General features: G+C 71.9%; 17 protein-coding genes. 11 read left to right on the top strand and 6 right to left on the bottom strand.

The window, feature by feature from the left end:
• The first annotated feature begins 91 nt into the window (after positions 1-91).
• Positions 92-1237, top strand: a complete 1146-nt coding sequence (locus ACFYW8_RS16625; protein WP_389074591.1) for an acyl-CoA dehydrogenase family protein — start codon at positions 92-94, stop codon at positions 1235-1237.
• Positions 1237-2235 (top strand): acyl-CoA dehydrogenase family protein, encoded by a 999-nt coding sequence (locus ACFYW8_RS16630; RefSeq protein ID WP_389074594.1) that lies wholly within the window; start codon positions 1237-1239, stop codon positions 2233-2235. Before ACFYW8_RS16625 ends, ACFYW8_RS16630 begins: the two co-directional genes overlap by 1 nt.
• On the opposite strand, the gene ACFYW8_RS16635 is transcribed toward ACFYW8_RS16630, so the two are convergent.
• Entirely contained in the window at positions 2210-3925 is a 1716-nt protein-coding gene (locus ACFYW8_RS16635) for a cytochrome bc complex cytochrome b subunit (RefSeq protein WP_389074598.1), read from the bottom strand. The genes ACFYW8_RS16630 and ACFYW8_RS16635 overlap by 26 nt on opposite strands.
• Before the next feature lie 285 nt (positions 3926-4210).
• On the opposite strand from ACFYW8_RS16635, the gene ACFYW8_RS16640 reads away from it, so the two are divergent.
• Positions 4211-5131, top strand: coding sequence for a rhomboid family intramembrane serine protease (locus ACFYW8_RS16640; protein ID WP_389074603.1), 921 nt, complete (start codon positions 4211-4213; stop codon positions 5129-5131).
• A 286-nt stretch (positions 5132-5417) separates the two neighbouring features.
• On the opposite strand, the gene ACFYW8_RS16645 is transcribed toward ACFYW8_RS16640, so the two are convergent.
• The gene (locus tag ACFYW8_RS16645) at positions 5418-6626 is read right to left on the bottom strand and encodes an RNA-guided endonuclease InsQ/TnpB family protein (RefSeq protein WP_389074606.1); all 1209 of its coding nucleotides are present in this window, start codon (positions 6624-6626) and stop codon (positions 5418-5420) included.
• A gap of 179 nt (positions 6627-6805) precedes the next feature.
• On the opposite strand from ACFYW8_RS16645, the gene ACFYW8_RS16650 reads away from it, so the two are divergent.
• A complete protein-coding gene (locus tag ACFYW8_RS16650; protein ID WP_389074609.1) occupies positions 6806-7705 on the top strand; it encodes a chitosanase in 900 nt (299 codons plus the stop codon).
• Between the two features lie 216 nt (positions 7706-7921).
• Here ACFYW8_RS16650 and ACFYW8_RS16655 read toward each other — a convergent pair whose 3' ends face one another.
• From ACFYW8_RS16655 to ACFYW8_RS16665, 3 genes are all read right to left on the bottom strand, one after another.
• Positions 7922-9382, bottom strand: coding sequence for a glutamate synthase subunit beta (locus ACFYW8_RS16655; protein ID WP_355855928.1), 1461 nt, complete (start codon positions 9380-9382; stop codon positions 7922-7924).
• Positions 9375-13970, bottom strand: a complete 4596-nt coding sequence (gene gltB, locus ACFYW8_RS16660; RefSeq protein ID WP_389074613.1) for a glutamate synthase large subunit — start codon at positions 13968-13970, stop codon at positions 9375-9377. The genes ACFYW8_RS16655 and gltB overlap by 8 nt, the downstream gene beginning before the upstream one ends.
• 419 nt (positions 13971-14389) lie before the next feature.
• Entirely contained in the window at positions 14390-15121 is a 732-nt protein-coding gene (locus ACFYW8_RS16665; protein WP_365874198.1) for a VIT1/CCC1 transporter family protein, read from the bottom strand.
• A 272-nt stretch (positions 15122-15393) separates the two neighbouring features.
• On the opposite strand from ACFYW8_RS16665, the gene ACFYW8_RS16670 reads away from it, so the two are divergent.
• Genes ACFYW8_RS16670 through ACFYW8_RS16700 form a run of 7 tightly spaced genes read left to right on the top strand, consistent with a single transcriptional unit; the run spans position 15394 to position 23627 of the window.
• Positions 15394-16524 (top strand): ADP-ribosylglycohydrolase family protein, encoded by a 1131-nt coding sequence (locus ACFYW8_RS16670; protein WP_389074620.1) that lies wholly within the window; start codon positions 15394-15396, stop codon positions 16522-16524.
• On the top strand, positions 16521-18173 hold the full coding sequence (locus tag ACFYW8_RS16675; protein ID WP_389074624.1) for an ADP-ribosylglycohydrolase family protein: 1653 nt from the start codon (positions 16521-16523) through the stop codon (positions 18171-18173). Before ACFYW8_RS16670 ends, ACFYW8_RS16675 begins: the two co-directional genes overlap by 4 nt.
• A 7-nt stretch (positions 18174-18180) precedes the next feature.
• Positions 18181-19350 (top strand): ADP-ribosylglycohydrolase family protein, encoded by a 1170-nt coding sequence (locus ACFYW8_RS16680; protein WP_389074627.1) that lies wholly within the window; start codon positions 18181-18183, stop codon positions 19348-19350.
• Positions 19338-20702 (top strand): ADP-ribosylglycohydrolase family protein, encoded by a 1365-nt coding sequence (locus tag ACFYW8_RS16685; RefSeq protein WP_389074632.1) that lies wholly within the window; start codon positions 19338-19340, stop codon positions 20700-20702. Before ACFYW8_RS16680 ends, ACFYW8_RS16685 begins: the two co-directional genes overlap by 13 nt.
• Entirely contained in the window at positions 20699-21592 is an 894-nt protein-coding gene (gene rbsK, locus ACFYW8_RS16690; protein ID WP_389074638.1) for a ribokinase, read from the top strand. Before ACFYW8_RS16685 ends, rbsK begins: the two co-directional genes overlap by 4 nt.
• Positions 21589-22791, top strand: coding sequence for a CaiB/BaiF CoA transferase family protein (locus ACFYW8_RS16695; RefSeq protein ID WP_389074643.1), 1203 nt, complete (start codon positions 21589-21591; stop codon positions 22789-22791). Before rbsK ends, ACFYW8_RS16695 begins: the two co-directional genes overlap by 4 nt.
• The gene (locus ACFYW8_RS16700) at positions 22788-23627 is read left to right on the top strand and encodes an HpcH/HpaI aldolase/citrate lyase family protein (protein ID WP_389074648.1); all 840 of its coding nucleotides are present in this window, start codon (positions 22788-22790) and stop codon (positions 23625-23627) included. The genes ACFYW8_RS16695 and ACFYW8_RS16700 overlap by 4 nt, the downstream gene beginning before the upstream one ends.
• 113 nt (positions 23628-23740) lie before the next feature.
• Here ACFYW8_RS16700 and lgt read toward each other — a convergent pair whose 3' ends face one another.
• Entirely contained in the window at positions 23741-24886 is a 1146-nt protein-coding gene (gene lgt, locus ACFYW8_RS16705; RefSeq protein WP_389074653.1) for a prolipoprotein diacylglyceryl transferase, read from the bottom strand.
• Between the last annotated feature and the right edge of the window lie 139 nt (positions 24887-25025).

A 25025-nucleotide genomic window follows, 5' to 3' on the forward strand; every position in this document is an offset into this window, starting at 1 on the left:
TCGCCCACCCGGGTCCGCCCGGAGGCATCGCCCACCCGGGTCCGCCCGAGGCCCGCCGCCGTCCTGAGCCCGCCGCCGAGAGGTGCCGCCGATGGATCTCACCCCCTCCCCCGCCGACGAGGCGTTCCGCGCCGAGGCCCGCGCCTGGCTGGACGCCCATGTCCCGGCGGTCCCGCCGCCCTCCCTGGAGACCGCGGAGGGCTTCGCGGCGCACCGCGCGTGGGAGGCCGAACTGGCGGCGGACCGCTGGTCGGTGGTGTCGTGGCCGACGGCGTACGGAGGCCGGGACGCGGACCTGATGCGCTGGCTGGCCTTCGAGGAGGAGTACCACGCGGCGGGCGCGCCCGGCCGGGTCGGGCAGAACGGCATCAGCCTCCTCGCGCCGACCCTCTTCGGCCACGGCACCGCGGAGCAGCGGGCACGGGTGCTGCCGCCGATGGCGACCGGCGAGGTGATCTGGGCGCAGGCGTGGTCCGAGCCGGAGGCGGGTTCGGATCTGGCCTCGCTGACCTCGCGGGCCGTGCGCACGGACGGCGGCTGGCGCCTGAGCGGACACAAGACGTGGTCGTCGCGGGCCGCGTTCGCCGACCGTGCCTTCGGCCTGTTCCGCAGCGAGCCGGGTCTGCCGAGGCCCCACCAGGGCCTGACGTACCTGATGTTCGACCTGCGCGCGCCGGGCGTGACGGTCCGCCCCATCGGGCGCCTGGACGGCAGGCCCGCCTTCGCGGAGGTGTTCCTGGACGAGGTGTTCGTCCCCGACGAGGACGTGATCGGCGAGCCGGGACAGGGCTGGCGGGTGGCGATGTCGACGGCGGGCGACGAGCGCGGTCTGACGCTGCGGTCGCCGGGCCGTTTCCTGGCCTCCGCCGACCGGCTGGCCGCGTTGTGGCGCGCGCACGGCGACCCGTCCGACTCGGCCCTGCGCGACCGGGTGGCCGACGCGGTGATCGGCGCCCGCGCCTACCAGCTCTTCACGTACGCCAACGCCTCCCGGTTCCTCGAAGGGGAGCGCATCGGACCGGAGTCCAGCCTGAACAAGGTGTTCTGGTCGGAGCTCGACATCGCGCTGCACGAGACGGCGCTCGACCTGCTGGGCGCCGAGGGCGAGCTGGCGGACACCGAGTGGTCCGAGGGGCATGTCTTCTCGCTCGCGGGACCCGTCTACGCGGGCACCAACGAGATCCAGCGCGACATCATCGCCGAGCGGCTGCTCGGCCTCCCGAAGGGCCGCCGCTGATGCGTTTCCTCCTCGACGCCGAACAGCGCGCCTTCGCCGCCTCATTGGACGCGATGCTGACGTCCGCGGACACGCCGTCGGCCGTACGGGCGTGGGCCGGCGGCGACCGTTCGCGCGGCCGGGCCCTGTGGTCGCGGCTCGCCGACGCGGGGGTTTTCGCGCTGGCCGTCCCGGAGGCGTACGAGGGGGTGGGCCAGCTGCCCGTGGAACTGGCGCTCGCCTTCGTCGAGTTGGGGCGGCACGCGGTTCCTGGTCCGGTGGTGGAGACGGTGGCCGCGGCCGCCCTGCTGAGCGAGCTGGGCGACCTGGGCGTCCCGGGTCCGGCCGAACGGCTGCTGCCGAGGCTGGCATCGGGCGGGAGCGTCGCCACGCTGGCCTCGGCCGGCGGGTTCGCGCTCGACGCGGACGCGGTGGCGGTGCTGCTCGTGGTGGAGGGTGACTCTCTGCGGCTGGCGCCGGGCCACGGCCCGGTGCGCGCGTCCGTGGACCCGGCCCGGCGGCTCGCCCGGCCGGAGCCCGGCGGCGAACTCCTGGCCGCCGGCCCGCAGGTCACCCGTGCCGCGCGCCGGGCCCTTGGCTGGGCCCGGCTCGCCACCGCCGCCCAGGCACTCGGGGTCGGCCTCTCGCTCCTCGACCGGACCGTCGAATACGTAGGGCAGCGCACGCAGTTCGGGGTTCCCGTCGGCTCGTTCCAGGCGGTCAAGCACCGGCTCGCGGACGCGCTGACCGTCCTGGAGTTCGCGCGCCCGTTGCTGTTCGGGGCCGCGCTGTCGATGGCGCCGGCGGACGTGGCCGCAGCGAAGGTCACAGCCGGCGAGGCCGCGTACACCACCGCCCGGACGGCGTTGCAGCTGCACGGCGCGATCGGCTACACGGCCGAGTACGACCTGTCCCTCTGGTTCACCAAGGCGCGCGCCCTGCGCACGGCCTGGGGCACCCCGGCCGAGTGCAGGGCCGAGGCGCTGGCCGGTCTCAGTGGTGGTCGTCCCCGCCGGTGAGCTCCCGGTACTCCTCGGCTGTCGGCTTCGGGATCCGGGTGTCGGGCCCGTAGAGGGCGCGGGCCAGCCGGGCGCGCAGTCTGTGGGCGGGGCCGACCCGGCGGACCACGCCGTTCGCGTCGACGAGCGGGCCCACCTCGTAGGGCGGCGCCTGTTCGTGCTGGGTGAGGGTGAACCGCTGTGCCGGGGTGAGGGGTTCGTGGACCTCGACGTACTCGCCGTGCGGCAGCATCTTGATCAGACCCGACTCGCGTCCGTGCAACACCTTGTCCCGGTCGGCGCGTTGCAGCCCCAGACAGATCCGCTTCGTGACGACGTAGGCGAGTGCGGGCCCGGCGAAGACGGCGACGCGGACGAACCAGGTGATCGCGTTGATCGACAGGTGGAAGTGGGTGGCCCACAGGTCGTTGCCGCCGCCGACCAGCAGGACGGCGTACAGCGTCAGCCAGGCGACGCCGAGGGCGGTGCGGGTGGGCACGTTGCGCGGCCGGTCCAGGATGTGATGCTCGCGCTCGTCTCCGGTGACCCATGCCTCGATGAACGGGTAGACGGCGATGGCGGTCATGATGAGCGGGAAGAGCGAGAAGGGGATGAAGACGCCCAGCTGGAGTGTGTGGCCGAAGGCGTTGATCTCCCATCCCGGCATCACCCGGATCAGCCCTTCGGAGAAGCCGAGGTACCAGTCGGGCTGTGCGCCGGTGGTCACCAGGTCGGGGCGGTAGGGCCCGAAGGCCCATACGGGGTTGACGGTGGCGATCGCTCCCATGATCGCCAGAACTCCGAAGACCAGGAAGAAGAAGCCGCCGGCCTTGGCCATGTAGACCGGCATGAACGGCATCCCGACGACCGACTTCTGGTCGCGTCCGGGCCCCGGATACTGCGTGTGCTTGTGGTAGAAGACCAGGATCAGATGCGCGACGACCAGTCCCAGCATGATGCCCGGCAGCAGCAGGACGTGGATGGGGAAGAACCTCGGGATGATGTCGTGCCCCGGGAACTCCCCGCCGAACAGGAAGAAGGAGATGTACGTCCCCACGACCGGGATCGACAGGATGGCGCCCTGGGCGAAGCGGACGCCGGTGCCGGAGAGCAGGTCGTCGGGGAGCGAGTAGCCGGTCAGTCCGGTGACGAGGCCGAGCATCAGCAGGGTCCAGCCGAACAGCCAGTTGACCTCGCGCGGCTTGCGGAACGCGCCGGTGAAGAACACCCGCATCATGTGGACGAGCATCCCGGCGAGGAAGACGAGCGCCGCCCAGTGGTGGATCTGCCGGATCAGCAGTCCGCCGCGCACGTCGAAGCTGATGTCGAGCGTGGACTCGTACGCCCGCGTCATGGTGATGCCGTTCAGCGGGACGTACGTGCCGTGGTAGACGACCTCGACGCCGCTCGGCTCGAAGAACAGGGTGAGATAGACGCCGGTGAGGATCAGGACGAGAAAGCTGTAGAGGCAGACCTCGCCCAGCATGAACGACCAGTGGTCCGGGAAGACCTTGCGCATATTGGCCTTGGCCAGCGAGTAGACGCCCAGCCGTCCGTCGGCCCAGTCGGCGAGCCGCTCGCCCCGGCCGGCCTCGGCCGCGCGGCGGCCCCGCGTGGTCCCCGTACGGCCGGCCTCCGCGATCCCGCTCCCGGGGGCTCCGTTCGCCGCGGTTCCCGGCGCTCGGCCGGAGTCGGTCTCTTGTGCGCCCATATGCCGCTCCCCTCGGCCCACCAGGGTGGCACGCCGCCTCGCCGAAGCCAACGGGGCGTCGTGGGCGGAGTGTTGGGACGATCGGTGGCCAGGGACAGGGCCGGTCCCTGGCGGTGCTCCCGTCGCGCGAGGGTGCGCGGCGCCGGGGGCACGTCGGCGTGAGTGGCCGGCCGGTGCGCGCGGACCCTGCCGTTCCCCCGCGACCGGAGTGTCGCTATTTTGATCTTCGCCGTCCCCACCGGCTCACCGTCACCCCCTAACCCAGTGCGTCCCGAGGAGCCGGCCGTGGAGTCCGAGTCCGCCGTCACCACCTGCTACCGCCACCCCAAGGTGGAGTCGCATGTGCGCTGCACCCGCTGCGACCGCTACATATGCCCGAGCTGCATGCGCGAGGCGGCCGTCGGCCATCAGTGCGTGGAGTGTGTGAAGGAGGGCGCGCGGTCCGTCCGGCAGGCCCGCACGGTCTTCGGCGGCCGGATCTCGACGGTGCCCGCAGTGACGTACGCCCTCATCGGCCTCAACCTGCTGGCCTACCTGGCCGAACTGCTGCGCTCCTCGGTCGTGGACCGGTTCGCGACGCTCGGCGCGGGTCTGGTGGACGGAGACGGGATCCACTATCTCTGGGACGCCGCGCACTCCCCGGACTACCACGCGGAGGGCGTGGTCAACGGGGAGTGGTACCGGCTGCTGACCGGTGCGTTCCTGCATCTGCCGCCCACCGAGGGCACCTTCGGGATCGCACATATCGCGATGAACATGTTCGCCCTGTGGAACATCGGCAGGATCGTCGAGGCCCAGCTCGGCCGGGTCCGCTACCTCGCTCTGTATCTGCTGTCGGCGCTCGGCGGCTCGGTCCTCGTGCTGCTGATCGCACCGGACGAGCAGACGCTCGGCGCGTCGGGCGCGATCTTCGGCATCGGCGCCGCGTACTACGTGATGGCCCGCCGGCTCGGCGCGGACATGGGGGGCGTCAACCGCTTCATGGGTGGTCTGCTGATCTGGCTGCTGATCTCGGCGGGGTTCACGTCATGGCAGGGCCACCTGGGCGGCCTGCTGGCGGGCGGGGTAGTGACGGCGGCCTTCGCGTACGCTCCCCGCGACCGCCGGCGGGCACCGGTCCAGGCGGCCGTGTGCGTGGGGCTTCTCACACTGCTGGCGGTCCTCGCGGTGCTGAAGGTGTCGGCGCTGAGATCCGGCGCGGTGTAACTCGGCGTCGGGCGGTGGCCAGGCCTGCCGCGGCGCGGGCCGTGGCCCCGGGCCGGTAGGCAAGCAACAGCCCCCTACCCCCGTTTCAGGGCCCGCCCCGCAACGCGCGGGCCCCGCCCGAACGCCGGACCGGCCTCGGCCCGGGTGGCTCACGGGTGGCCTATTCGCGCGGCGCACGCGTGCCGTGCCCGAGGGGCACAGGCGTGCTGCACCCGTGCGACACCAGGGCTCCCTCAGCCGCACGCCATCCCGGGCGTACCCTGTGCGTCTTGACTTCCTCCCCCGCCTAAGAACGGGGGGTTCCAGCGGTCGCCCGCCGGGGTTCCTGCTTCGTCGACAAATGCCCCGTCCGGGAGGACTCCCGTTGAGGTCTTACACCGTCTCCACAGGCAGACACGGCCAGCCCGGCCGCGAGGATGTTCTTCGCCGCGTTCGCGTCGCGGTCGTGCACCGTGCCGCACTCACATGTCCACTGGCGGACGTTCAGCGGCAGCTTCGCCCTGATCGTGCCGCAGTTCCCGCACAGTTTGCTGGAGGGGAACCAGCGGTCGATCACGACGAGTTCGCGCCCGTACCAGGCGCACTTGTACTCCAGCATCCCCCGCAGCTCACGCCAGGCAGCGTCCGAGACGGCTCGGGCGAGCTTGGCGTTCTTGACCATGTTACGGACGGTCAGGTCCTCGATCACGGCCGTTTGGTTCTCACGGACGAGACGCGTGGTCAGCTTGTGCAGGAAGTCGCGCCGCCGGTCGGCGATCCGGGCATGGACCTTGGCCACCTTGCGGCGCGCCTTGGCCCGGTTCGCGGAGCCCTTCTCCTTGCGGGACAGCTCCCGTTGCGCCTTGGCGAGGCGGGTGCGGTCACGGCGTTCGTGCCGGGGGTTGGTGATCTTCTCACCGGTGGACAGGGTCACCAGGGAGGTGATCCCCGCGTCGATGCCGACCGCGTGCGTGGTGGCCGGTGCCGGGGAGAGTGTGTCGTCGCACAGCAGCGACACGAACCAGCGTCCGGCCGCGTCCTGGGACACGGTCACCGTGGACGGCTGCGCACCGTCGGGAAGCGGCCTCGACCACACGATGTCCAGCGGCTCGCCCATCTTGGCGAGCGTCAGCCTGCCGTCGCGGTAGCGGAACGCCGAGCTGGTGTACTCCGCCGACCGGCGGGACTTCTTCCGCGACTTGAACCGGGGGTACCTCGCCCGTCCCTCGAAGAAGCTCGTGAACGCTCCCTGCAGGTGCCGCAGACACTGCTGCAACGGCACCGAGGACACCTCGGACAGGTAGGCGAGCTCCTCGGTCTTCTTCCACGCGGTGAGCAGCGCCGAGGTCGCGTTGTAGTTGACCCTCTCCCGCCGCTGATACCACGCGACGGTACGGGCTTCGAGAGCCAGGTTGTAGACCTTGCGTACACATCCGAAAGTACGCGACAGCTCCGCCGCCTGCGCATCCGTCGGATAGAAGCGGTACTTGAACGCCCGCTTCACATGCATGGCCATAGCTCACAAACTACCACAACAGATTGTGACTGCCTGCGGACTTTCGGTGGTGAGCGACGATCCACCCCGGCGGGAAATCGCCTTCCCTGCCCTGCTCCACAGGAGCTTCATTTCTCCCCCGCAAGCGGGAAGTACCCACACCCCGGCCTGAAGGCCGGGGTATCCACGAAGGACACCTGATGAAACGTGCGGGTTGCCTGTTGTTCGCCGCCGTCCCCGTGGTGGTCACGGCGGCGGTCTACTTCGCCACGCCCGAGCACCCGGCCGCGGCCGACGCCAAGGGCTCGGCGTCCGTGTCGCAGAAGGCCCGCGAGAAGGACAAGTCCAAGGCCGAGCGGACGGCGGACGACGAGGTCGTCGCCGACGTGCCGGCGGGTCTCGCCGCTCCGGACAAGAAGGAGCTGGCCCAGGAGATCGTGGCGAGTGCCGAGAACTCCACGCTGAAGTGGCACGAGGCGTACGGCTACATCGAGGACATCGGTGACGGCCAGGGCTACACGGCGGGCGTCGTGGGTTTCTGCACCGGCACCCACGACCTGCTCACCCTCGTCGAGCGCTACACGAAGGAGCACCCGGACAACGGGCTCGCCCGCTATCTCCCGGCCCTGCGCAAGGTCGACGGCACGGACTCGCACGAGGGCCTGGACCCTGGCTTTCCCGCGGCCTGGCGCCGCGAGGCCACCCTCGCCGCGTTCCGCGAGGCCCAGGACCACGAGCGGGACAGCGTCTACTTCGACCCCGCCGTCCGGCTGGCCAAGCTCGACGGTCTCGGCACGCTCGGCCAGTTCGTCTACTACGACGCCATGGTGCTGCACGGTCCCGGCACCAGCGACAACAGCTTCTACGGGCTGCGCGAGCGCGCCATGCGCGAGGCGAACCTGCCGTCCGACGGCGGCGACGAGAAGTCGTACCTCGACATCTTCCTGGACATCCGCCGCGAGGCGATGAAGGCCAAGAACCCCCAGCGCGACACCACCCGCATCGACACGGCCCAGCGCCAGTTCCTCTACGACGGGAACCTCGACCTGCACACACCGCTGAAGTGGAAGGTGTACGGGGAGACGTACCGCGTTCCTTAGCGCGGGCCCCCGCCGCTTCCTGGCGCGGACCCCGACACGTCCGGGGCCGGTGAAGTTCACCGGCCCCGGACGTGTCGACCCCCGAGAAAGCACCCGGGCATGCGGCGGCGCCTGCCAGGTCGTCCGGTCGGGGACAGTGAGGCAGGCGCCGTCTCGTGTTCCGCACGCCTTTGTGCGGGACGTTTCGGGGTGACCGTCAGGTCACGTGTTCCGGGGTCAGACCATCAGCGAGCGGTCCGTCGGACGGATCGGGGCCGGCAGGTCGCTCGCGCCGGTGAGGAAGCGGTCGACACCGCGGGCGGCCGAGCGGCCCTCCGCGATGGCCCAGACGATGAGGGACTGGCCGCGGCCCGCGTCACCGGCGACGTACACGCCGGGAACGTTGGTCGCGAAGTCGGCGTCGCGGGCGATGTTGCCGCGCTCGTCGAGCTCCAGGCCGAACTGGGAGACCACGCCGTTCTCGACGTCCGTGCCGGTGAAGCCCATCGCCAGCGTCACCAGCTGGGCGGGGATCTTGCGCTCCGTGCCCGGCTTCTGGTTCAGCTTGCCGCCGGTGAACTCTACCTCGACCAGGTGGAGCCACTGGACGTTGCCGTCCTCGTCGCCCTCGAAGTGGGTGGTGTTGACGGAGTAGACCCGCTCACCGCCCTCCTCGTGCGCGGAGGTGACCTTGTAGAGCATCGGGAACGTCGGCCAGGGCTGGCCCGGGTTCCGCTCCTCGCCCGGCCGCGGCATGATCTCCAGCTGCGTGACCGAGGCCGCGCCCTGGCGGTGGGCGGTGCCCACGCAGTCCGCGCCCGTGTCGCCGCCGCCGATGACCACGACGTGCTTGCCCTCGGCGGTGATCGGGGGCGCCACGAAGTCGCCCTCCTGCACCTTGTTGGCCAGCGGCAGGTACTCCATGGCCTGGTGGATGCCGTTCAGCTCCCGCCCGGGGACGGGGAGGTCACGGGCGGTCGTCGCACCGGCGGCGATGACCACGGCGTCGTACCGCTTGCGCAGGTCCGTCGCCTTGAGGTCGCGGCCGATCTCGATGCCCGTGCGGAAGCGGGTGCCCTCCGCGCGCATCTGCTCGATGCGGCGGTTGATGTGCCGCTTCTCCATCTTGAACTCGGGGATGCCGTAGCGCAGCAGGCCGCCGACGCGGTCGGCGCGCTCGTACACCGCGACCGTGTGACCGGCACGGGTGAGCTGCTGGGCGGCGGCGAGACCGGCGGGGCCGGAACCGATGACGGCGACGGTCTTGCCCGACAGGCGCTCGGGGATCTGCGGGGCGACGTCGCCCGTGTCCCACGCCTTGTCGATGATCGAGACCTCGACGTTCTTGATGGTCACGGCGGGCTGGTTGATGCCGAGCACACACGCCGACTCGCACGGGGCGGGGCACAGTCGGCCCGTGAACTCCGGGAAGTTGTTCGTGGCGTGCAGCCGCTCGGAGGCGGCCTGCCAGTCCTCGCGGTACGCGTAGTCGTTCCACTCGGGGATCAGGTTGCCCAGCGGACAGCCGTTGTGGCAGAACGGGATGCCGCAGTCCATGCAGCGCGAGGCCTGCTTGGAGATGATCGGGAGCAGTGAGCCCGGAACGTAGACCTCGTTCCAGTCCTTGAGACGCTCCTCGACCGGCCGGGACCTGGCGACCTCACGGCCGTGGTTCAGAAAGCCCTTGGGATCAGCCATTGGTCGCCGCCTCCATCATCTTCTCGGTGATCTCGGACTCGTTGAGTCCGGCTCGCTCGGCGGCGTCCTTGGCGGCGAGCACTGCCTTGTACGTGCTGGGAATGATCTTGCTGAAGCGCTCCACGGCCACGGGCCACTCGGCGATCAGCTTCTCGGCGACCGTCGAGGAGGTCTCCTCCGCGTGGCGGCGCACGACGTCGTGCAGCCACTGCTTGTCGGTGTCGTCGAGTTCCTCGACGGCGTCCACGTTGCCGATGTTCACGTTGTCGCGGTCGAGGTCGATCACGTACGCGACACCGCCGGACATGCCGGCCGCGAAGTTGCGGCCCGTCTCGCCGAGGACGACCGCGCGGCCGCCGGTCATGTACTCGCAGCCGTGGTCGCCCACGCCCTCGGAGACCACCGTCGCGCCGGAGTTGCGGACGCAGAAGCGCTCGCCGGTGCGACCGCGCAGGAAGAGCTCGCCGCCCGTCGCGCCGTACGCGATGGTGTTGCCCGCGATGGTCGAGTACTCGGCGAGGTGGTCGGCGCCCCGGTCGGGACGGACGATCACCCGGCCGCCGGAGAGTCCCTTGCCGACGTAGTCGTTGGCGTCGCCCTCCAGGCGCAGCGTGATGCCGCGCGGCAGGAAGGCGCCGAAGGACTGGCCCGCCGAGCCGGTGAAGGTGATGTCGATGGTGTCGTCGGGCAGGCCCGCGCCGCCGAACTTCTTCGTCACCTCGTGGCCGAGCATGGTGCCGACCGTGCGGTTGATGTTGCGGATCGCGACCTGGGCGCGGACCGGCTGCGCGTCGGCCTGGGAGTCCGCGGCGAGCGCGTCGGCGGCCAGCTTGATCAGCTCGTTGTCGAGCGCCTTCTCCAGGCCGTGGTCCTGCTCGATGACCTGGTGCAGGGCCGCGCCCTCGGGCAGTTCGGGCACGTAGAAGAGCGGGGACAGGTCCAGGCCCTGCGCCTTCCAGTGGGTGATGGCGCGCTCCACGTCGAGGTTCTCGGCGTGGCCGACGGCCTCCTCGATGGTGCGGAAGCCCAGCTCGGCGAGGATCTCGCGGACCTCTTCGGCGATGAACTTGAAGAAGTTGACGATGTACTCGGCCTTGCCGGCGAACCGCTCGCGCAGCACCGGGTTCTGGGTGGCGATGCCGACCGGGCAGGTGTCCAGGTGGCAGACGCGCATCATGACGCAGCCGGAGACGACGAGCGGCGCGGTCGCGAAACCGAACTCCTCGGCGCCGAGCAGCGCGGCGATGACGACGTCGCGGCCTGTCTTGAGCTGGCCGTCGGTCTGGACGACGATGCGGTCGCGCAGGCCGTTGAGCAGCAGGGTCTGCTGGGTCTCGGCGAGGCCGAGCTCCCAGGGGCCGCCCGCGTGCTTGAGGGAGGTCAGCGGGGAGGCGCCCGTTCCGCCGTCGTGGCCGGAGATGAGGACGACGTCCGCGTGGGCCTTGGAGACACCGGCGGCGACCGTGCCGACGCCGACCTCGGAGACCAGCTTCACGTGGATGCGGGCCTTCGGGTTGGCGTTCTTGAGGTCGTGGATCAGCTGGGCCAGGTCCTCGATGGAGTAGATGTCGTGGTGCGGCGGCGGGGAGATCAGACCGACACCCGGGGTGGAGTGACGGGTCTTGGCCACCCACGGGTAGACCTTGTGGCCGGGCAGCTGGCCGCCCTCGCCGGGCTTGGCGCCCTGCGCCATCTTGATCTGGATGTCGTCGGCGTTGACGAGGTACTCGGACGTGACGCCGAAGCGGCCGGAGGCGACCTGCTTGATCGACGAGCGGCGGGCCGGGTCGTACAGCCGGTCCGCGTCCTCGCCGCCCTCACCGGTGTTGGACTTGCCGCCCAGCTGGTTCATGGCGATGGCGAGGGTCTCGTGCGCCTCCTTGGAGATGGAGCCGTACGACATGGCGCCGGTGGAGAAGCGCTTGACGATCTCGGAGACGGGCTCGACCTCGTCGAGGGAGATCGGGGTGCGGTCCGAGGTGAAGCCGAACAGGCCGCGCAGCGTCATCAGGCGCTCGGACTGCTCGTTCACGCGGTCCGTGTACTTCTTGAAGATCTCGTAGCTGCCGGAGCGCGTCGAGTGCTGGAGGCGGAAGACCGTCTCCGGGTCGAACAGGTGGGGCTCGCCCTCGCGGCGCCACTGGTACTCGCCGCCTATGTCCAGGGCGCGGTGCGCGGGCGCGATGCCGGAGGCCGGGTAGGCCTTGGCGTGCCGGGCGGCGACCTCCTTGGCGATGACGTCGAGGCCGGCTCCGCCGATCTTGGTCGTCGTGCCGTTGAAGTACTTCTCGACGAAGGCCGTCTCCAGGCCGACGGCCTCGAAGACCTGGGCGCCGCGGTAGGAGGCGACGGTCGAGATGCCCATCTTGGACATGACCTTCAGGACGCCCTTGCCGAGGGCGTAGATCAGGTTGCGGATGGCCTGCTCGGGCTCGATGCCCTGGAGGAAGGTGTCGGCGCGGACCAGGTCCTCGACGGACTCCATCGCGAGGTACGGGTTGACGGCGGCGGCGCCGAAGCCGATGAGCAGGGCGACGTGGTGGACCTCGCGGACGTCTCCGGCCTCGACCAGCAGGCCCACCTGGGTGCGCTGCTTGGTGCGGATGAGGTGGTGGTGGACGGCCGAGGTGAGCAGCAGCGAGGGGATCGGCGCGTGCTCGGCGTCGGAGTGGCGGTCCGACAGGACGATCAGCCGGGCGCCGTTCTCGATGGCGGCGTCGGCCTCGGTGCAGATCTCCTCGATGCGGGCGGCGAGGGACTCGCCGCCGCCGGAGACCCGGTACAGGCCGGACAGCGTCGCGGCCTTCATGCCGGGCATGTCGCCGTCGGCGTTGATGTGGATGAGCTTGGCCAGCTCGTCGTTGTCGATCACCGGGAAGGGCAGGGTGACGCTGCGACAGGAGGCGGCCGTCGGCTCCAGCAGGTTGCTCGCCGGACCGAGGGAGGAGCGCAGGGAGGTGACCAGCTCTTCGCGGATCGCGTCCAGCGGAGGGTTGGTGACCTGGGCGAAGAGCTGGGTGAAGTAGTCGAAGAGCAGCCGCGGGCGCTGCGAGAGCGCGGCGATCGGCGAGTCGGTGCCCATCGAGCCGATCGGCTCGGCGGCGGCCTTGGCCATCGGCGCGAGGATGATCCGCAGCTCTTCCTCGGTGTAGCCGAAGGTCTGCTGGCGGCGGGTGACCGAGGCGTGGGTGTGCACGATGTGCTCGCGCTCGGGGAGGTCGGAGAGCTCGATCTCGCCGGCTTCCAGCCACTCGGCGTAGGGCTTCTCGGCGGCGAGGCCGGCCTTGATCTCGTCGTCCTCGATGATGCGGTGCTCGACGGTGTCGACGAGGAACATCTTGCCGGGCTGGAGGCGGCCCTTGCGGACGACCTTGGCGGGGTCGATGTCGAGGACGCCGACCTCGGAGCCGAGGACGACGAGGCCCTCGTCGGTGACCCAGTAGCGGCCGGGGCGCAGTCCGTTGCGGTCGAGGACCGCGCCGACCTGGGTGCCGTCGGTGAAGGTGACGCAGGCCGGGCCGTCCCAGGGCTCCATCATCGTGGAGTGGAACTGGTAGAAGGCGCGCCGGGCCGGGTCCATGGAGTCGTGGTTCTCCCACGCCTCCGGGATCATCATCAGCACGGAGTGCGGGAGCGAGCGGCCGCCGAGGTGCAGGAGTTCGAGCACCTCGTCGAAGGAGGCCGAGTCGGAGGCGTCGGGCGTGCAGACGGGGAAGATCCGCTGCAGCTTGTCGTTGTCGCCGAAGAGCTCGGAGGCGAGCTGGGACTCGCGGGCGACCATCCAGTTGCGGTTGCCCTTGACCGTGTTGATCTCGCCGTTGTGCGCGACGAAGCGGTACGGGTGGGCGAGCGGCCAGCTCGGGAAGGTGTTGGTGGAGAAGCGGGAGTGCACGAGCGCGATCGCGGAGGCGAAGCGGCGGTCGGACAGGTCCGGGAAGAAGGGCTCCAGCTGGCCGGTGGTCAGCATGCCCTTGTAGACGATGGTCCGCGCGGACAGCGAGGGGAAGTAGACGCCGGCCTCGCGCTCGGCGCGCTTGCGCAGCACGAACGCGGTGCGGTCGAGGTCGATGCCCTGGCTTTCGCCGTCGCTCACGAAGATCTGGCGGAAGGCGGGCATCGTCGAGCGGGCGGTGGCACCGAGGAGTTCGGGGGCGACCGGGACCTCACGCCAGCCGAGGACGGTGAGGCCCTCTTCGGCGGCGATCGTCTCGATGCGTGAGACGGCGTCGGCCGTGCCGTCCTCGGGGAGGAAGGCGATGCCCACCGCGTACGCGCCGGCTGCGGGAAGTTCGAATCCGGCCACCTCGCGGAAGAAGGCGTCCGGGACCTGGGAGAGGATGCCCGCGCCGTCACCCGAGTCGGGCTCGGAGCCGGTGGCACCGCGGTGTTCCAGGTTGCGCAGAACGGTGAGCGCCTGCTCGACCAGCGCGTGGCTCGCCTCGCCGGTGAGGGTGGCCACGAAGCCGACGCCACAGGCGTCGTGCTCGTTGCGGGGGTCGTACATACCCTGCGCAGCAGGGCGAGCATCCATGAAGGACCACTTCTGGTCGTTCACGGAATGCTGGGACGGCTGGCGCGGCGTACGCATCGGCTCTCCCGTCGTCGTCGGGGCGGGGGGTCCCTCCCAGGCTCTTGATGCTCAGGGGGGAGACAGCTGCCGAGGGACGACGTTGGCCCTCTGTTGGTGCAAAATTTCGTGCAGGTTACATGATGGAGCGATTCTCGGGAACCGGATACCGCGTTCCAACATGCGGACACCACGGGGTCGCGGCGGGGTACCGCGCTCGGCGGTGGAAGGTACGGGAACCCGAGTGGGACCTAAGCGGGGCCTAAGCGGACAGATCAATGACCGTCGGCCGGTTCGCGGCAGAGATCGTGATCCGCCGCGAGAAAGTGCGGAGCAGGCGTCATTGCCTGCGGCGCTTACGGCTCATGCCCAGTGGTTAAGGAATCGAAACCGCCGGGTAACGACTACTTATGCAGTCCCGTGCATAGGTGATCGAGGCCTCATCCTACGGCCGCGCCGAACAGACTGCCCAGGGCGTACGTCACACCCGCCGCGGCACCGCCGAGAGCGAGCTGCCTCAGTCCGCTGAACCACCAGGACCGCGCCGTCACCTTGGCCACGACGGCACCGCACGCGAAGAGCCCGAGCGCGGCGAGCAGCAGCGCCGGCCACAGGACGGTCGCGCCCAGCAGATACGGCAGTACGGGGAGCAGCGCGCCGAGCGCGAACGAGCCGAAGCTGGACACGGCGGCGACGGCCGGGGAGGGCAGGTCGCCGGGGTCTATGCCGAGTTCCTCGCGCGCGTGGATCTCCAGGGCCTGCTCGGGATCGCGGGAGAGCTGCCGGGCGACCTCCTGGGCCAGCTCGGGGTCGACCCCGCGGGACTCGTACAGCGCGGCCAGCTCGCGCTCCTCGTCCTTGGGGTGCTTGCGCAGCTCGCGGCGCTCGACATCGAGTTCCGCCTCGACGAGCTCGCGCTGCGAGGCGACGGAGGTGTACTCGCCGGCGGCCATCGAGAAGGCGCCGGCCGCGAGGCCCGCGAGTCCGGTGATGACGATCGTCTGCTGGGAGACGGACCCGCCGGCGACACCGGTCATCAGGGCGAGGTTGGAGACCAGGCCGTCCATCGCGCCGAACACGGCGGGGCGCAGCCATCCGCCGTTCACGTCACGGTGGGTGTGGTTGTCCCGGTGCGCCACGTGCAGCGCGGCCTCGGTCTCGATGATCGCCATGCGGGTCCCCCGGAGTACTTGATTGGACTGTTTCCACTTTTCGACAACTCCGAAAGTACGCCTCGAAATTCCTCGCCGCCAGCAAGGAAAGGCTGCGCTAACCTGCGCTTTTACCTCTCGACGCTCATCCGTAGCATGTCATGCACATATGTCGACCGGGTGACAGTGCGGTCCGTAAGGCTCCTGTCAACCGCCAAGGTGGGACAGATTCGCAAAGGGTTCCGCGCTCCGCACTCCGCGCTCCGGCAGGGGCCCTGAGAGGAGAGGCACGTATGGCTTCCATCGCCTGCATTCCCTCGGCCCCGGCACCCGGGAACGCCGCCGGTCTCCGCGACCGTGCCCGCGGCGCACTGCTCGGACTCGCCGTCGGGGACGCGCTGGGCGCACCCGCCGAGAACATGCTGCCGTCGGAGATCCGCGCCAAGTGGGGCCGGATCACCGGATACGTCGCCGAGCATCCGGCCGGGACGGACGACACCGAGTACGCGATCTTCTCCGGGCTGCTGCTGGCACGGCACGGCTCGGCGCTGACCGTGGCCCACGTCGAGTCGGCCTGGCACCAGTGGATCGCGGACCGCGACGAGGGGCCGTTCCGCGGGGCCGGATTCAGCGAGCGGGGCACGCTGGAGAACCTCCGACGGGGGCTCGTGGCGCCGATCTCCGCCCAGCACCGGCACGCCTGGAGCGACGGTCTCGCCATGCGTGCGGCGCCCTTCGGCGTGTTCGCGGCGGGCCGGCCCGCCGAGGCGGCCAGGCTCGTGGCGATCGACGGCTCGGTGAGCCACGAGGGCGAGGGCATCTACGGCGGCCAGGCGGTCGCGGCGGGGGTCGCCGCCGCGATGGCGGGGGCTCCCACCATCGCGGTCGTGGCCTCGGCCCTGGCCGTCGTCCCGGACGACTCGTGGACGGCCCGCTCGCTGCGCCGCGCGGTCGCGGTGGCCCACCGCGGCGAACGCGCGGTGCGCTCGGCCGTGGTGATCGGCGGCTACCCGTGGACCGACCTGGCACCCGAGGCCGTGGCCCTCGCCTTCGGGGCGTACGCGGCGGCGGACGGGGAGTTCACCGAGGCGGTGCTCACCGCGGTGAACATGGGCCGCGACGCCGACACGACGGCCGCGGTGGCCGGAGCGCTGGCGGGCGCGACCCGGGGGATGTCCTCGATCCCCGCCGACTGGGCGGCGGGGATCGGACCGGCCCGCGGCAGCTGCCTCCCCTCGATGGAGGGCCACCACATCCTGGACGTGGCGGAACTCCTGACCCCGGAGAACGAGGAGAAGTGGGGCGCCGGGGGACGCGTTCTTCCGGCCCCGGACGCCTGCGCCGTGCCCGCCACGCACACCTGCGTCCGCCCGGACACGGACGACCGCGAGCCGGCCGCCGGTGGCGACGCGGTGTGGTCATGAAGCCCGGCCTGGCCGGCGACGAGTCCGGCCCGACACCGGGCGAGGGCGCCTCGTCGGCCTCGTCCCCCGAACTGGCACCGCCCGACCCGGCGGAGGCCTGCGGACCGTCCCGAAGCACCCTCGCGACGCACACACCGACACCCGTCGGCCCGTCGGCACCGGCGGCACCGGCGGCACCGGCGACACCCGCCGAGGGCACCCGGAAGCAGGGGCTGGTGGGACCCTCGACAGTGACGGCACCGACGGCACTCGCCGAAGGCGGGGGGCGTGTGGCACTCGCCAACGGCGGGGGGCCTGCCGCAGCCGCAGAAGGCAGGATCCCCACGGCACTCGCCGAAGGCGGGAGCCCCACGGCACTCGCCGAAAGCGGGGGGCCCGTGGGGTCTGCCGTACTGGCCGCCGCGTGGCCGGACCCGGTGGTGGTCGGCCGGGCCGCGGAGTGCCTGGTGCTCGCGGAGGGGGCGCAGGGGCTGGGGATCTCCTCGGTGGAGGTGCCCGCGGGTGCTGGTGCGCGCCGCATCGAGGGGCTGCTCCTCGGGCTGGCCGCGGGGGATGCCGCGGGGTGGCCCGCCGCGCGGCACCGGGCCGCGCGGATGCCCGAGTGGACCCGGCGGCTGACCCGCGAGCTGGACACCTTCGCGGAGCAGAACGCGACGACGACCCTGCCCGTGCCGATCGCGCTGAACCAGCCGCCGGAACCGTTGCGGCTCGGCCCCTCGGACGACGCCGAGTGGGCGGCGTTCGCGGCGGAGGCCGTGCTGCGGGCCGGGGAGACCACCGCACTCGGCGACCTGAGCCTCGAACGCAGGATGCGCGCCTCCATCGACCTGTCCTGGAACGCAGTCGCCAGCGAGGTCGCCGCCGCCGCGGACCGCGCCCCCGAGGTCGAGTCCGCCCTGCTCCCGCTGCGCGCCCGGATCTCCGTGCGCGCCGGGCTGGGCAACCTCGCCACCGGTCTGCGCCCGCCCGCCACCGGCCACGACAACCCGCACTACTTCGACGACGCGGCCTGCGTACGGGCCTGCGTCCTCGCCGTGGCACACCCGGGAGACCCCCGACTCGCCGCGGAACTGGCCGAGTTCGACGCCCGCTACACCCAGGACGGCGACGGGGTGCACGGCGCCCGCGCGATGGCCGCGGCGGTGGCGCTCGCCCTCGCCGGGCACGGCGTCGACACCTGTGTGGGGGCGGCCCTGGCCGAACTGCCCGCCGCGACGGAGATCGGCCGCAACGCCCGGCACGCCCTCGCGCTGGCGGAGGGCAGCGAGAGCACCTTCGCCCTGGTGCCCCTGCTGGAGCACCAGATCGTCGACCACGTCTACAGCTACGGCATCGCGGCCGCCGAGACCGTCCCCGTCGCCCTGGCCCTGGCGCTGGCCGCGCGCGGCCGGATCGCCGAGGCCGTGCCCGCCGCCGCGTGCCTGTCCCGCGTCGCCGACTCGGCCCCCGCGCTGGCCGGCGCGCTCACCGGGGCCCTCGGCGGCGCCGCCGCGATCCCCGCCCCCTGGCGCGACGCCTGCCGCACCCTGTCCGGCTGCGCGCTGCCCCGGCTGACCGGGACGGATCTCATCGCGCTCGCCGAACTCCTGGAGGCGGCAGGACTCGCCGACCCGCTCGATTCCCCGGAACCGGTGACCCCGGAGGGATGATTCGGGCATGACGCCCAAAGGAGAAGGAACGGGAACCCTCGACGAACGGATCAGCGGAGCCCTCGTCGGGGCCGCCGTCGGCGACGCCCTCGGCGGCCCCGTCGAGGGGTACTCCCCCGAGCAGATCACCGAACGCCACGGCGGCCGGGTGCACGGCGTCGTCGGCCCCTGGAACGGCGACGACTGGCCCACCGCCCGCCCCATCGCCCCGTACCACAAGGGCGACGGACACGTCACCGACGACACCCTGATGACCCACGCTCTGGTACGGGTGTACGCCACCGTCCGCGACCACCTCGACGCCTACGCCGTCGCCGAGCACCTGGTCCCCGACCTGATGACGACCCCCCGCTGGATCCCGGAACTGGAGGCCGAGGCCCTCCCCCTCCAACGGATCTTCCTCGCCGAGAAGTGGCTGGTCGCCCGCCTCCACTACGGCCATGTCGACCCCCGGGAGGCCGGGACCGGCAACATCGTCAACTGCGGTGCCGCGATGTACATGGCCCCGGTCGGCCTGGTCAACGCGGCCAACCCGGCGGGCGCGTACGCCGAGGCGCTCGACATCGCGGGCGCCCACCAGTCCTCGTACGGCCGCGAGGCCGCGGGCGTCTTCGCGGCGGCGGTGGCGGCGGCCTGCTCACCCGGCGCGACCCCCGACTCGGTCGTCGCCGCGTGTCTGTCGCTGGCCGAGGACGGCACCCGCGCCGCCGTCGAGGCGGTCTGCGAAGTCGCCTCCCGCCACACGGACTTCGAGTCGGCGCTTCTCCCGCTGCGCCGGGCGGTGGCCCCGTACGACACGGTCGGACCCGACTACCGCTCCCCCTCCCTCGGCGCCCGCCGCCCCTCCCGGCTCCACTCCATCGAGGAACTCCCCGTCGCGCTCGGCATGTTGGTCGTCTCCGGCGGCGACTTCCGGCACGCGGTGCTCGGTTCGGTGAACTACGGCCGCGACTGCGACTCGATCGCCACCATGGCCGGCGCCCTCGCGGGCGCGCTGGGCGCCGGGGTACCCCATGACTGGGCCAAGACGGTGGCGGAGTCCAGCCGCCTCGACCTGGACGCCCCGGCGCGTACGCTCGCCGAGGTGACCCGGGAGATCTTCGGCCGCGACGTCCACCGCCGCCGGGCCCACGAGGCGGCGTACGCCGCGCTGGCGGGAACACCGTGCTCCGACTGACCTGGGTCCAGCCCGAGGACCTCCTCGGCCACGAGCTCCACCAGGCCGTCCAGGACGGCCGCGAGCCGGCCCGCGTCGCCGCCCGCTGGCACGCGGCGGGCGGCAGGCCCGCCCCGCTGCGCGCGGGCGCCTCGGCGACCCCGGCCTCGCCGTCCCTGCGCTGGCTCGCGGCCGATCTCCTCGACGAACTCGCCGCCCTGCCGGGCGGGTTGGCGGACGACGAACCGACGGATCTGGCACTGATCAAGGCGCAGTGCCCCGCCTGGCCACCCCCGCGGTACGCGCCCGTACCCGCTCCCGACCGGGCCCGCCTCGAAGCGGCGTGGCTCGGCCGGGCCGTGGGCTGTCTGCTGGGCAAACCCGTGGAGAAGCTCCCCCTCGACGCGATCCGGGCACTGGCCGGAGCCTGCGGCAACTGGCCCCTGCGCACCTGGTTCAGCGAGCGGGGCGTACCCCGGGAACTCCTGGACGCCCACCCCTGGAACCGGCGCTCCGCCGCCACCTCCCTGGCCGAGAACATCGACGGCATGCCGGAGGACGACGACCTCAACTACCCTCTCCTGAACCTGCTGCTGCTCCAGCGGTACGGCCGGGACTTCACCACCGCGGACGTGGCCCGCCTCTGGCTGGACGAACTCCCGGCCGGCCGCACCTTCACCGCGGAGCGCGTCGCCTACCGCAACCTCCTCAGCGGCGTCGAGCCCCCGGACACCGCCCGCCGTCACAACCCGTTCCGCGAGTGGATCGGCGCCCTGATCCGCGCGGACGTGCACGGCTGGACCAACCCGGGCGACCCGGCGCGGGCCGCGGAACAGGCGTACCGCGACGCCGTCCTCACCCACACGGCCAACGGCGTCTACGCGGCCATGTTCACGGCGGCCGCCATCGCCGAGGCGGCCACCGCGACACGTGACGTCCACGACTGCCTGCGCGCCGGACTGAGAGTCGTCCCGCCCGGCTCCCGGCTGGCCCGGGCGGTCCGCCACGCGATCCGGCTCGCCCGTACGACAGCGGACTTCGACACGGTGGTCGACGAACTGCACGCCACCCACCGCGACTGCCACTGGGTCCACGCCGTCCCCAACACCGCGCTGATCGCCGCCGCCCTCACCCACGCCGACGGCGACTTCGGCGGCTCGATCTGCCGCGCGGTGTCCGGCGGTCTCGACACCGACTCGAACGGCGCGACGGCCGGAAGCATCGCCGGCCTGCTCACGGGCGACCCCGCCAGACTGCCCGACCGCTGGACGGGCCCCCTCAAGAACCGGCTCGCCACCTCCGTCGCCGACTTCAACGGCATCGGCTTCGACGCCCTCGCCCACCTCACACAACGGGAGACCGTTCGCCCATGACCCATATCGCCGTGCTCGGCAGCACGAACATGGACCTCGTCGCGTATGTCGCCAAAGCCCCACAGCGCGGAGAGACCGTCACGGGACGGGAGTTCCGAACGATCCCCGGTGGCAAGGGCGCGAACCAGGCGGTGGCCGCCGCGCACGCGGGCGCCGACGTCTCGCTGGTCGGCGCGGTGGGCGCCGACTCCTTCGGCAGCCAGCTCCGCTCCACTCTGGAGCACTTCGGCGTGAACACCGACCATCTGCGCACCACCGAGGGCCCGTCGGGCACCGCGCACATCGTGGTGGACGACGAGGGCGGCAACGCGATCGTCGTCATCCCCGGCGCCAACGGCACCGTCACCTCCCTCGCCCCGGGCGACGAGGGCCTCATCGCCAGCGCGGACGCGCTTCTCCTCCAGCTCGAAATCCCGCTGGAAGCCGTGCTCGCCGGCGCGGAGGCCGCACGCCGGCACGGCGTCCGGACGATCCTGACCCCGGCGCCGTCCCAGTATCTGCCGCCCCAACTGCTCGCCACCATCGACCTGTTGGTGCCCAACCAGCACGAGGCCACCGCGCTCACCGGCTTCACCGACCCGCGCGGTGCCGCCGCCGCGCTGCTCGAACAGGTCCCCGAGGTCGTCGTCACACTGGGCGCGGACGGCAGCCTGTACGCGGCCCGGGGCGCCGAACCCATCACGGTTCCCGCGCCGAAGGTGACCGCCGTCGACTCCACCGGAGCGGGCGACACCTTCGTCGGCACCCTCGCGGTGGCGCTCGCCGAGGGCCGGGAGATGTCGGAGGCCATGGTGTGGGCGTCGGCCGCGGCCTCGATGTCGGTACAGCGGCCCGGAGCGACGTCCTCGATGCCGTACCGCTCCGAGATCGACACCCAGGCCGGCGCGTGAACGGGCACACCGGGGGCGGCTCCCTCGGCGGCCTGCGCGTCCTCGACCTCGCGACCCTGTTCGCGGGACCGCTCGCCGCCACCCTGCTCGGCGACTTCGGCGCGGAGGTCGTCAAGGTCGAGCACCCCGCCCAGCCCGACCCGTCCCGCGGACACGGCCCCTCGAAGGACGGCATCGGCCTGTGGTGGAAGCTCCTCGGCCGAAACAAGCGCACGATCACGCTCGACCTCTCGAAGCGCGGCGGCCGCGAGACCCTGCTCCGGCTCGCCGCCGACGCCGACGTGATCATCGAGAACTTCCGTCCGGGCACCCTGGAGAAGTGGGACCTCGGCTGGGAGGAACTGTCCGCGGCCAACCCTCGTCTGATCCTCGCCCGGGTCACCGCCTTCGGCCAGTTCGGCCCGTACGCGCACCGCCCCGGCTTCGGCACCCTCGCGGAGGCGATGAGCGGCTTCGCGGCGATCACCGGCGAACCGGACGCACCACCGACCCTCCCGCCGTTCGGCCTGGCCGACTCGATCGCCGGACTGGCCACCGCGTACGCCGTGCTGACCGCGCTGACCGCGCGCGAGCGCACCGGCGAGGGCCAGGTGATCGACATGGCGATCATCGAGCCGATCCTGACCGTCCTCGGCCCGCAGCCGATCTGGTACGACCAGCTGGGCCATGTCCAGCCCCGCACCGGCAACCGCTCGGCCAACAACGCGCCCCGCAACACCTACCGCACGGCGGACGGTTCCTGGGTCGCGGTCTCGACGTCGGCGCAGTCGATCGCCGAGCGGGTGATGCGGCTGGTGGGCCGCCCGGACGTGATCGACGAGCCGTGGTTCGCGACCGGCGCGGACCGGGCGCGCCACGCCGACGTCCTGGACGGGGCTGTCGGCGCGTGGATCGCCGAACGCTCCAGGGACGAGGTCCTCGCCGCCTTCGAGAAGGCGGAGGCGGCGATCGCCCCCGTCCAGGACGTCCGGGACGTCATGACCGACCCGCAGTACCAGGCCCTGGACACGGTCACCACCGTCGACGACCCCGAACTCGGCCCGCTGCGCATGCAGAACGTCCTCTTCCGGCTCTCCGCCACACCCGGCGCGATCCACTGGGCGGGACGCCCGCACGGCGCGGACACCGACGCCGTGCTCACCGAACTCGGCCTGACGGGGCCCGAGATCGAGACGCTGAGAGCGGAGGGCGCGCTGTGACCGCGGACCTCCTGCCCCTCACCTGGCTGTACGCGCCGGGTGACCGCCCCGAGGTGGTGGCCAAGGCCCTGGCATCCGGCGCGGACGTCGTCCTCGTCGACCTGGAGGACGCGGTCGCGGCGCACCGCAAGGAGTACGCCCGCTCCGCCACCGCCGACCTGCTCGCCGAAGCGCCGCCCGTCCCGGTGCACGTCCGGGTCAACGCCCTCGACGGACCCTTCGCCGACGCCGACCTGAAGACGCTCTCGCCGCTGCCCGGCCTGTCCGGCCTGCGGCTGCCGAAGGTGACCTCGCGCTCCGACGTCGTACGGGTGGCGGAGAGCGCGACCCCGGCGGAGGGCGGCGCGATCCCGCTCTACGCCCTGCTGGAGACCGCTCTGGGCGTGGAGCAGGCCTTCTCCATCGCCTCGTCCCATCGCTCGCTGCGCGGTATCGCGCTCGGTGAGAGTGATCTACGGGCCGATCTCGGCGTCCGCGACGAAGCGGGCCTGGACTGGTCCCGGGCCCGCCTGGTCGTGGCCGCCCGAGCCGCCGGGCTCCCGCCGCCGGTCCAGTCGGTCTACCCCGACATCCGCGATGTGGAGGGCCTGGCCTCGTCCTGCGCGCACGGCCGCGTTCTCGGCTTCCTCGGACGCGCGGCGATCCATCCCCGTCAGCTTCCCATCATCGAGCGGGCCTACCTCCCCACCCCCGCCGAGGTCGACTCCGCCGAGGCCGTCATCCGGGCGGCCGCCGCCGATCCGGGTGCCCAGGCACTGCCGGACGGCCGCTTCATCGACGCGGCGGTGGTCACGGGCGCCCGCCGCACCCTCGCTCTCGCCCAGCGCCTGGCCTGAGACGGGACGGCCTGAGGGACGGTCCGAGGGACGGCCTCGTTCGTGACGGCCCGGGACAGCACGAAGGGGGCGCCGCGTCCCGGACGCGGCGCCCCCTTGTACGACGGGAGAACTCAGCTCTTCTTGGCCGACCCGGCCTCGTCCCGCGACACGGACTCCGTCCCGGACTCGGCGTGGGTCTCGGTCTCGGATGCCGGCTCGGACGCCGCCTCGGACGCGGATCCGGCGGACTCCGGGGACTCGGCGGACTTGCCGGACCCGGCGACGGCCGGCTTGCCGAGGTCGACGGAGTCGCCCTCGGCCCCGGCGACGGCAGCGCCCTCGCCCTCGCCCTGGTCCCCGCTCTCGCCCTTGTCGTCGGCCTTGTCGTCGGCCTTGTCCTCGGCCGCGTCCTTGTCCTCACCGGAGGCGGTCTCGTCGCCCTCGGACGACGCGTCCTCGTCGGCGTGCGGCTCCACGATCTCCTCACGCCCCGGACGCAGCCGGGCCGAGAGCACGAAATAGAGCACCGCGAGGAGGAAGACCACCAGCGCGGTCCAGTCGTTCAGACGCAGGCCCAGGATGTGGTGGGCGTCGTCGACACGCATGTACTCGATCCAGCCCCGGCCGACGCAGTAGGCGGCGACGTACAGGGCGAAGGCGCGTCCGTGGCCGAGCTTGAAACGGCGGTCGGCCCAGATGACCAGGAATCCGACGCCGACGCACCACAGGGACTCGTACAGGAACGTCGGGTGGTAGTAACCGGGGACCCGCCCGTCCGTGGAGGACGTGATGTGCAGCGCCCACGGAAGGTCCGTGGCCCTGCCGTACAGCTCCTGGTTGAACCAGTTGCCCCAGCGCCCGATCGCCTGCGCGAAGGCGATGCCCGGCGCGAGGGCGTCGGCCCAGGCGGGCAGGGGGATACCCCGGCGACGGCACCCGATCCAGGCGCCCAGCCCACCGAGGGCGATGGCGCCCCAGATACCGAGCCCGCCCTGCCAGATCTTGAAGGCGTCCACCCAGTCACGGCCCTCGCTGAAATACAGCTCGTAGTCCGTGATCACGTGGTAGAGCCGGCCGCCGACGAGACCGAAGGGCACGGCCCAGACCGCGATGTCGGCAACAGTGCCGGTCCGCCCTCCCCGGGCGATCCAGCGCTTGTTGCCGAGCCAGACGGCTACGAAGACGCCGATGATGATGCAGAACGCGTAGCCGCGCAGCGGAATGGGGCCGAGGTGCAGCACACCGTGCGACGGGCTGGGAATGTAGGCAAGTTCCATGGCAGGGTCGACGCTACCGTGCCGGACGCCGCCGACGGCGGGCAGCCCCGCAACGGGTCCATAACGTGCGGCGCCCCCGGGCTGTGAACAGGCGGGGACGCCGACCTGTGAACAGGCCGGGCGCCGGAGCGCGCGGACG

The sequence above is a fragment of the Streptomyces sp. NPDC002742 genome (assembly GCF_042888885.1).
Lineage (GTDB): Bacteria > Actinomycetota > Actinomycetes > Streptomycetales > Streptomycetaceae > Streptomyces.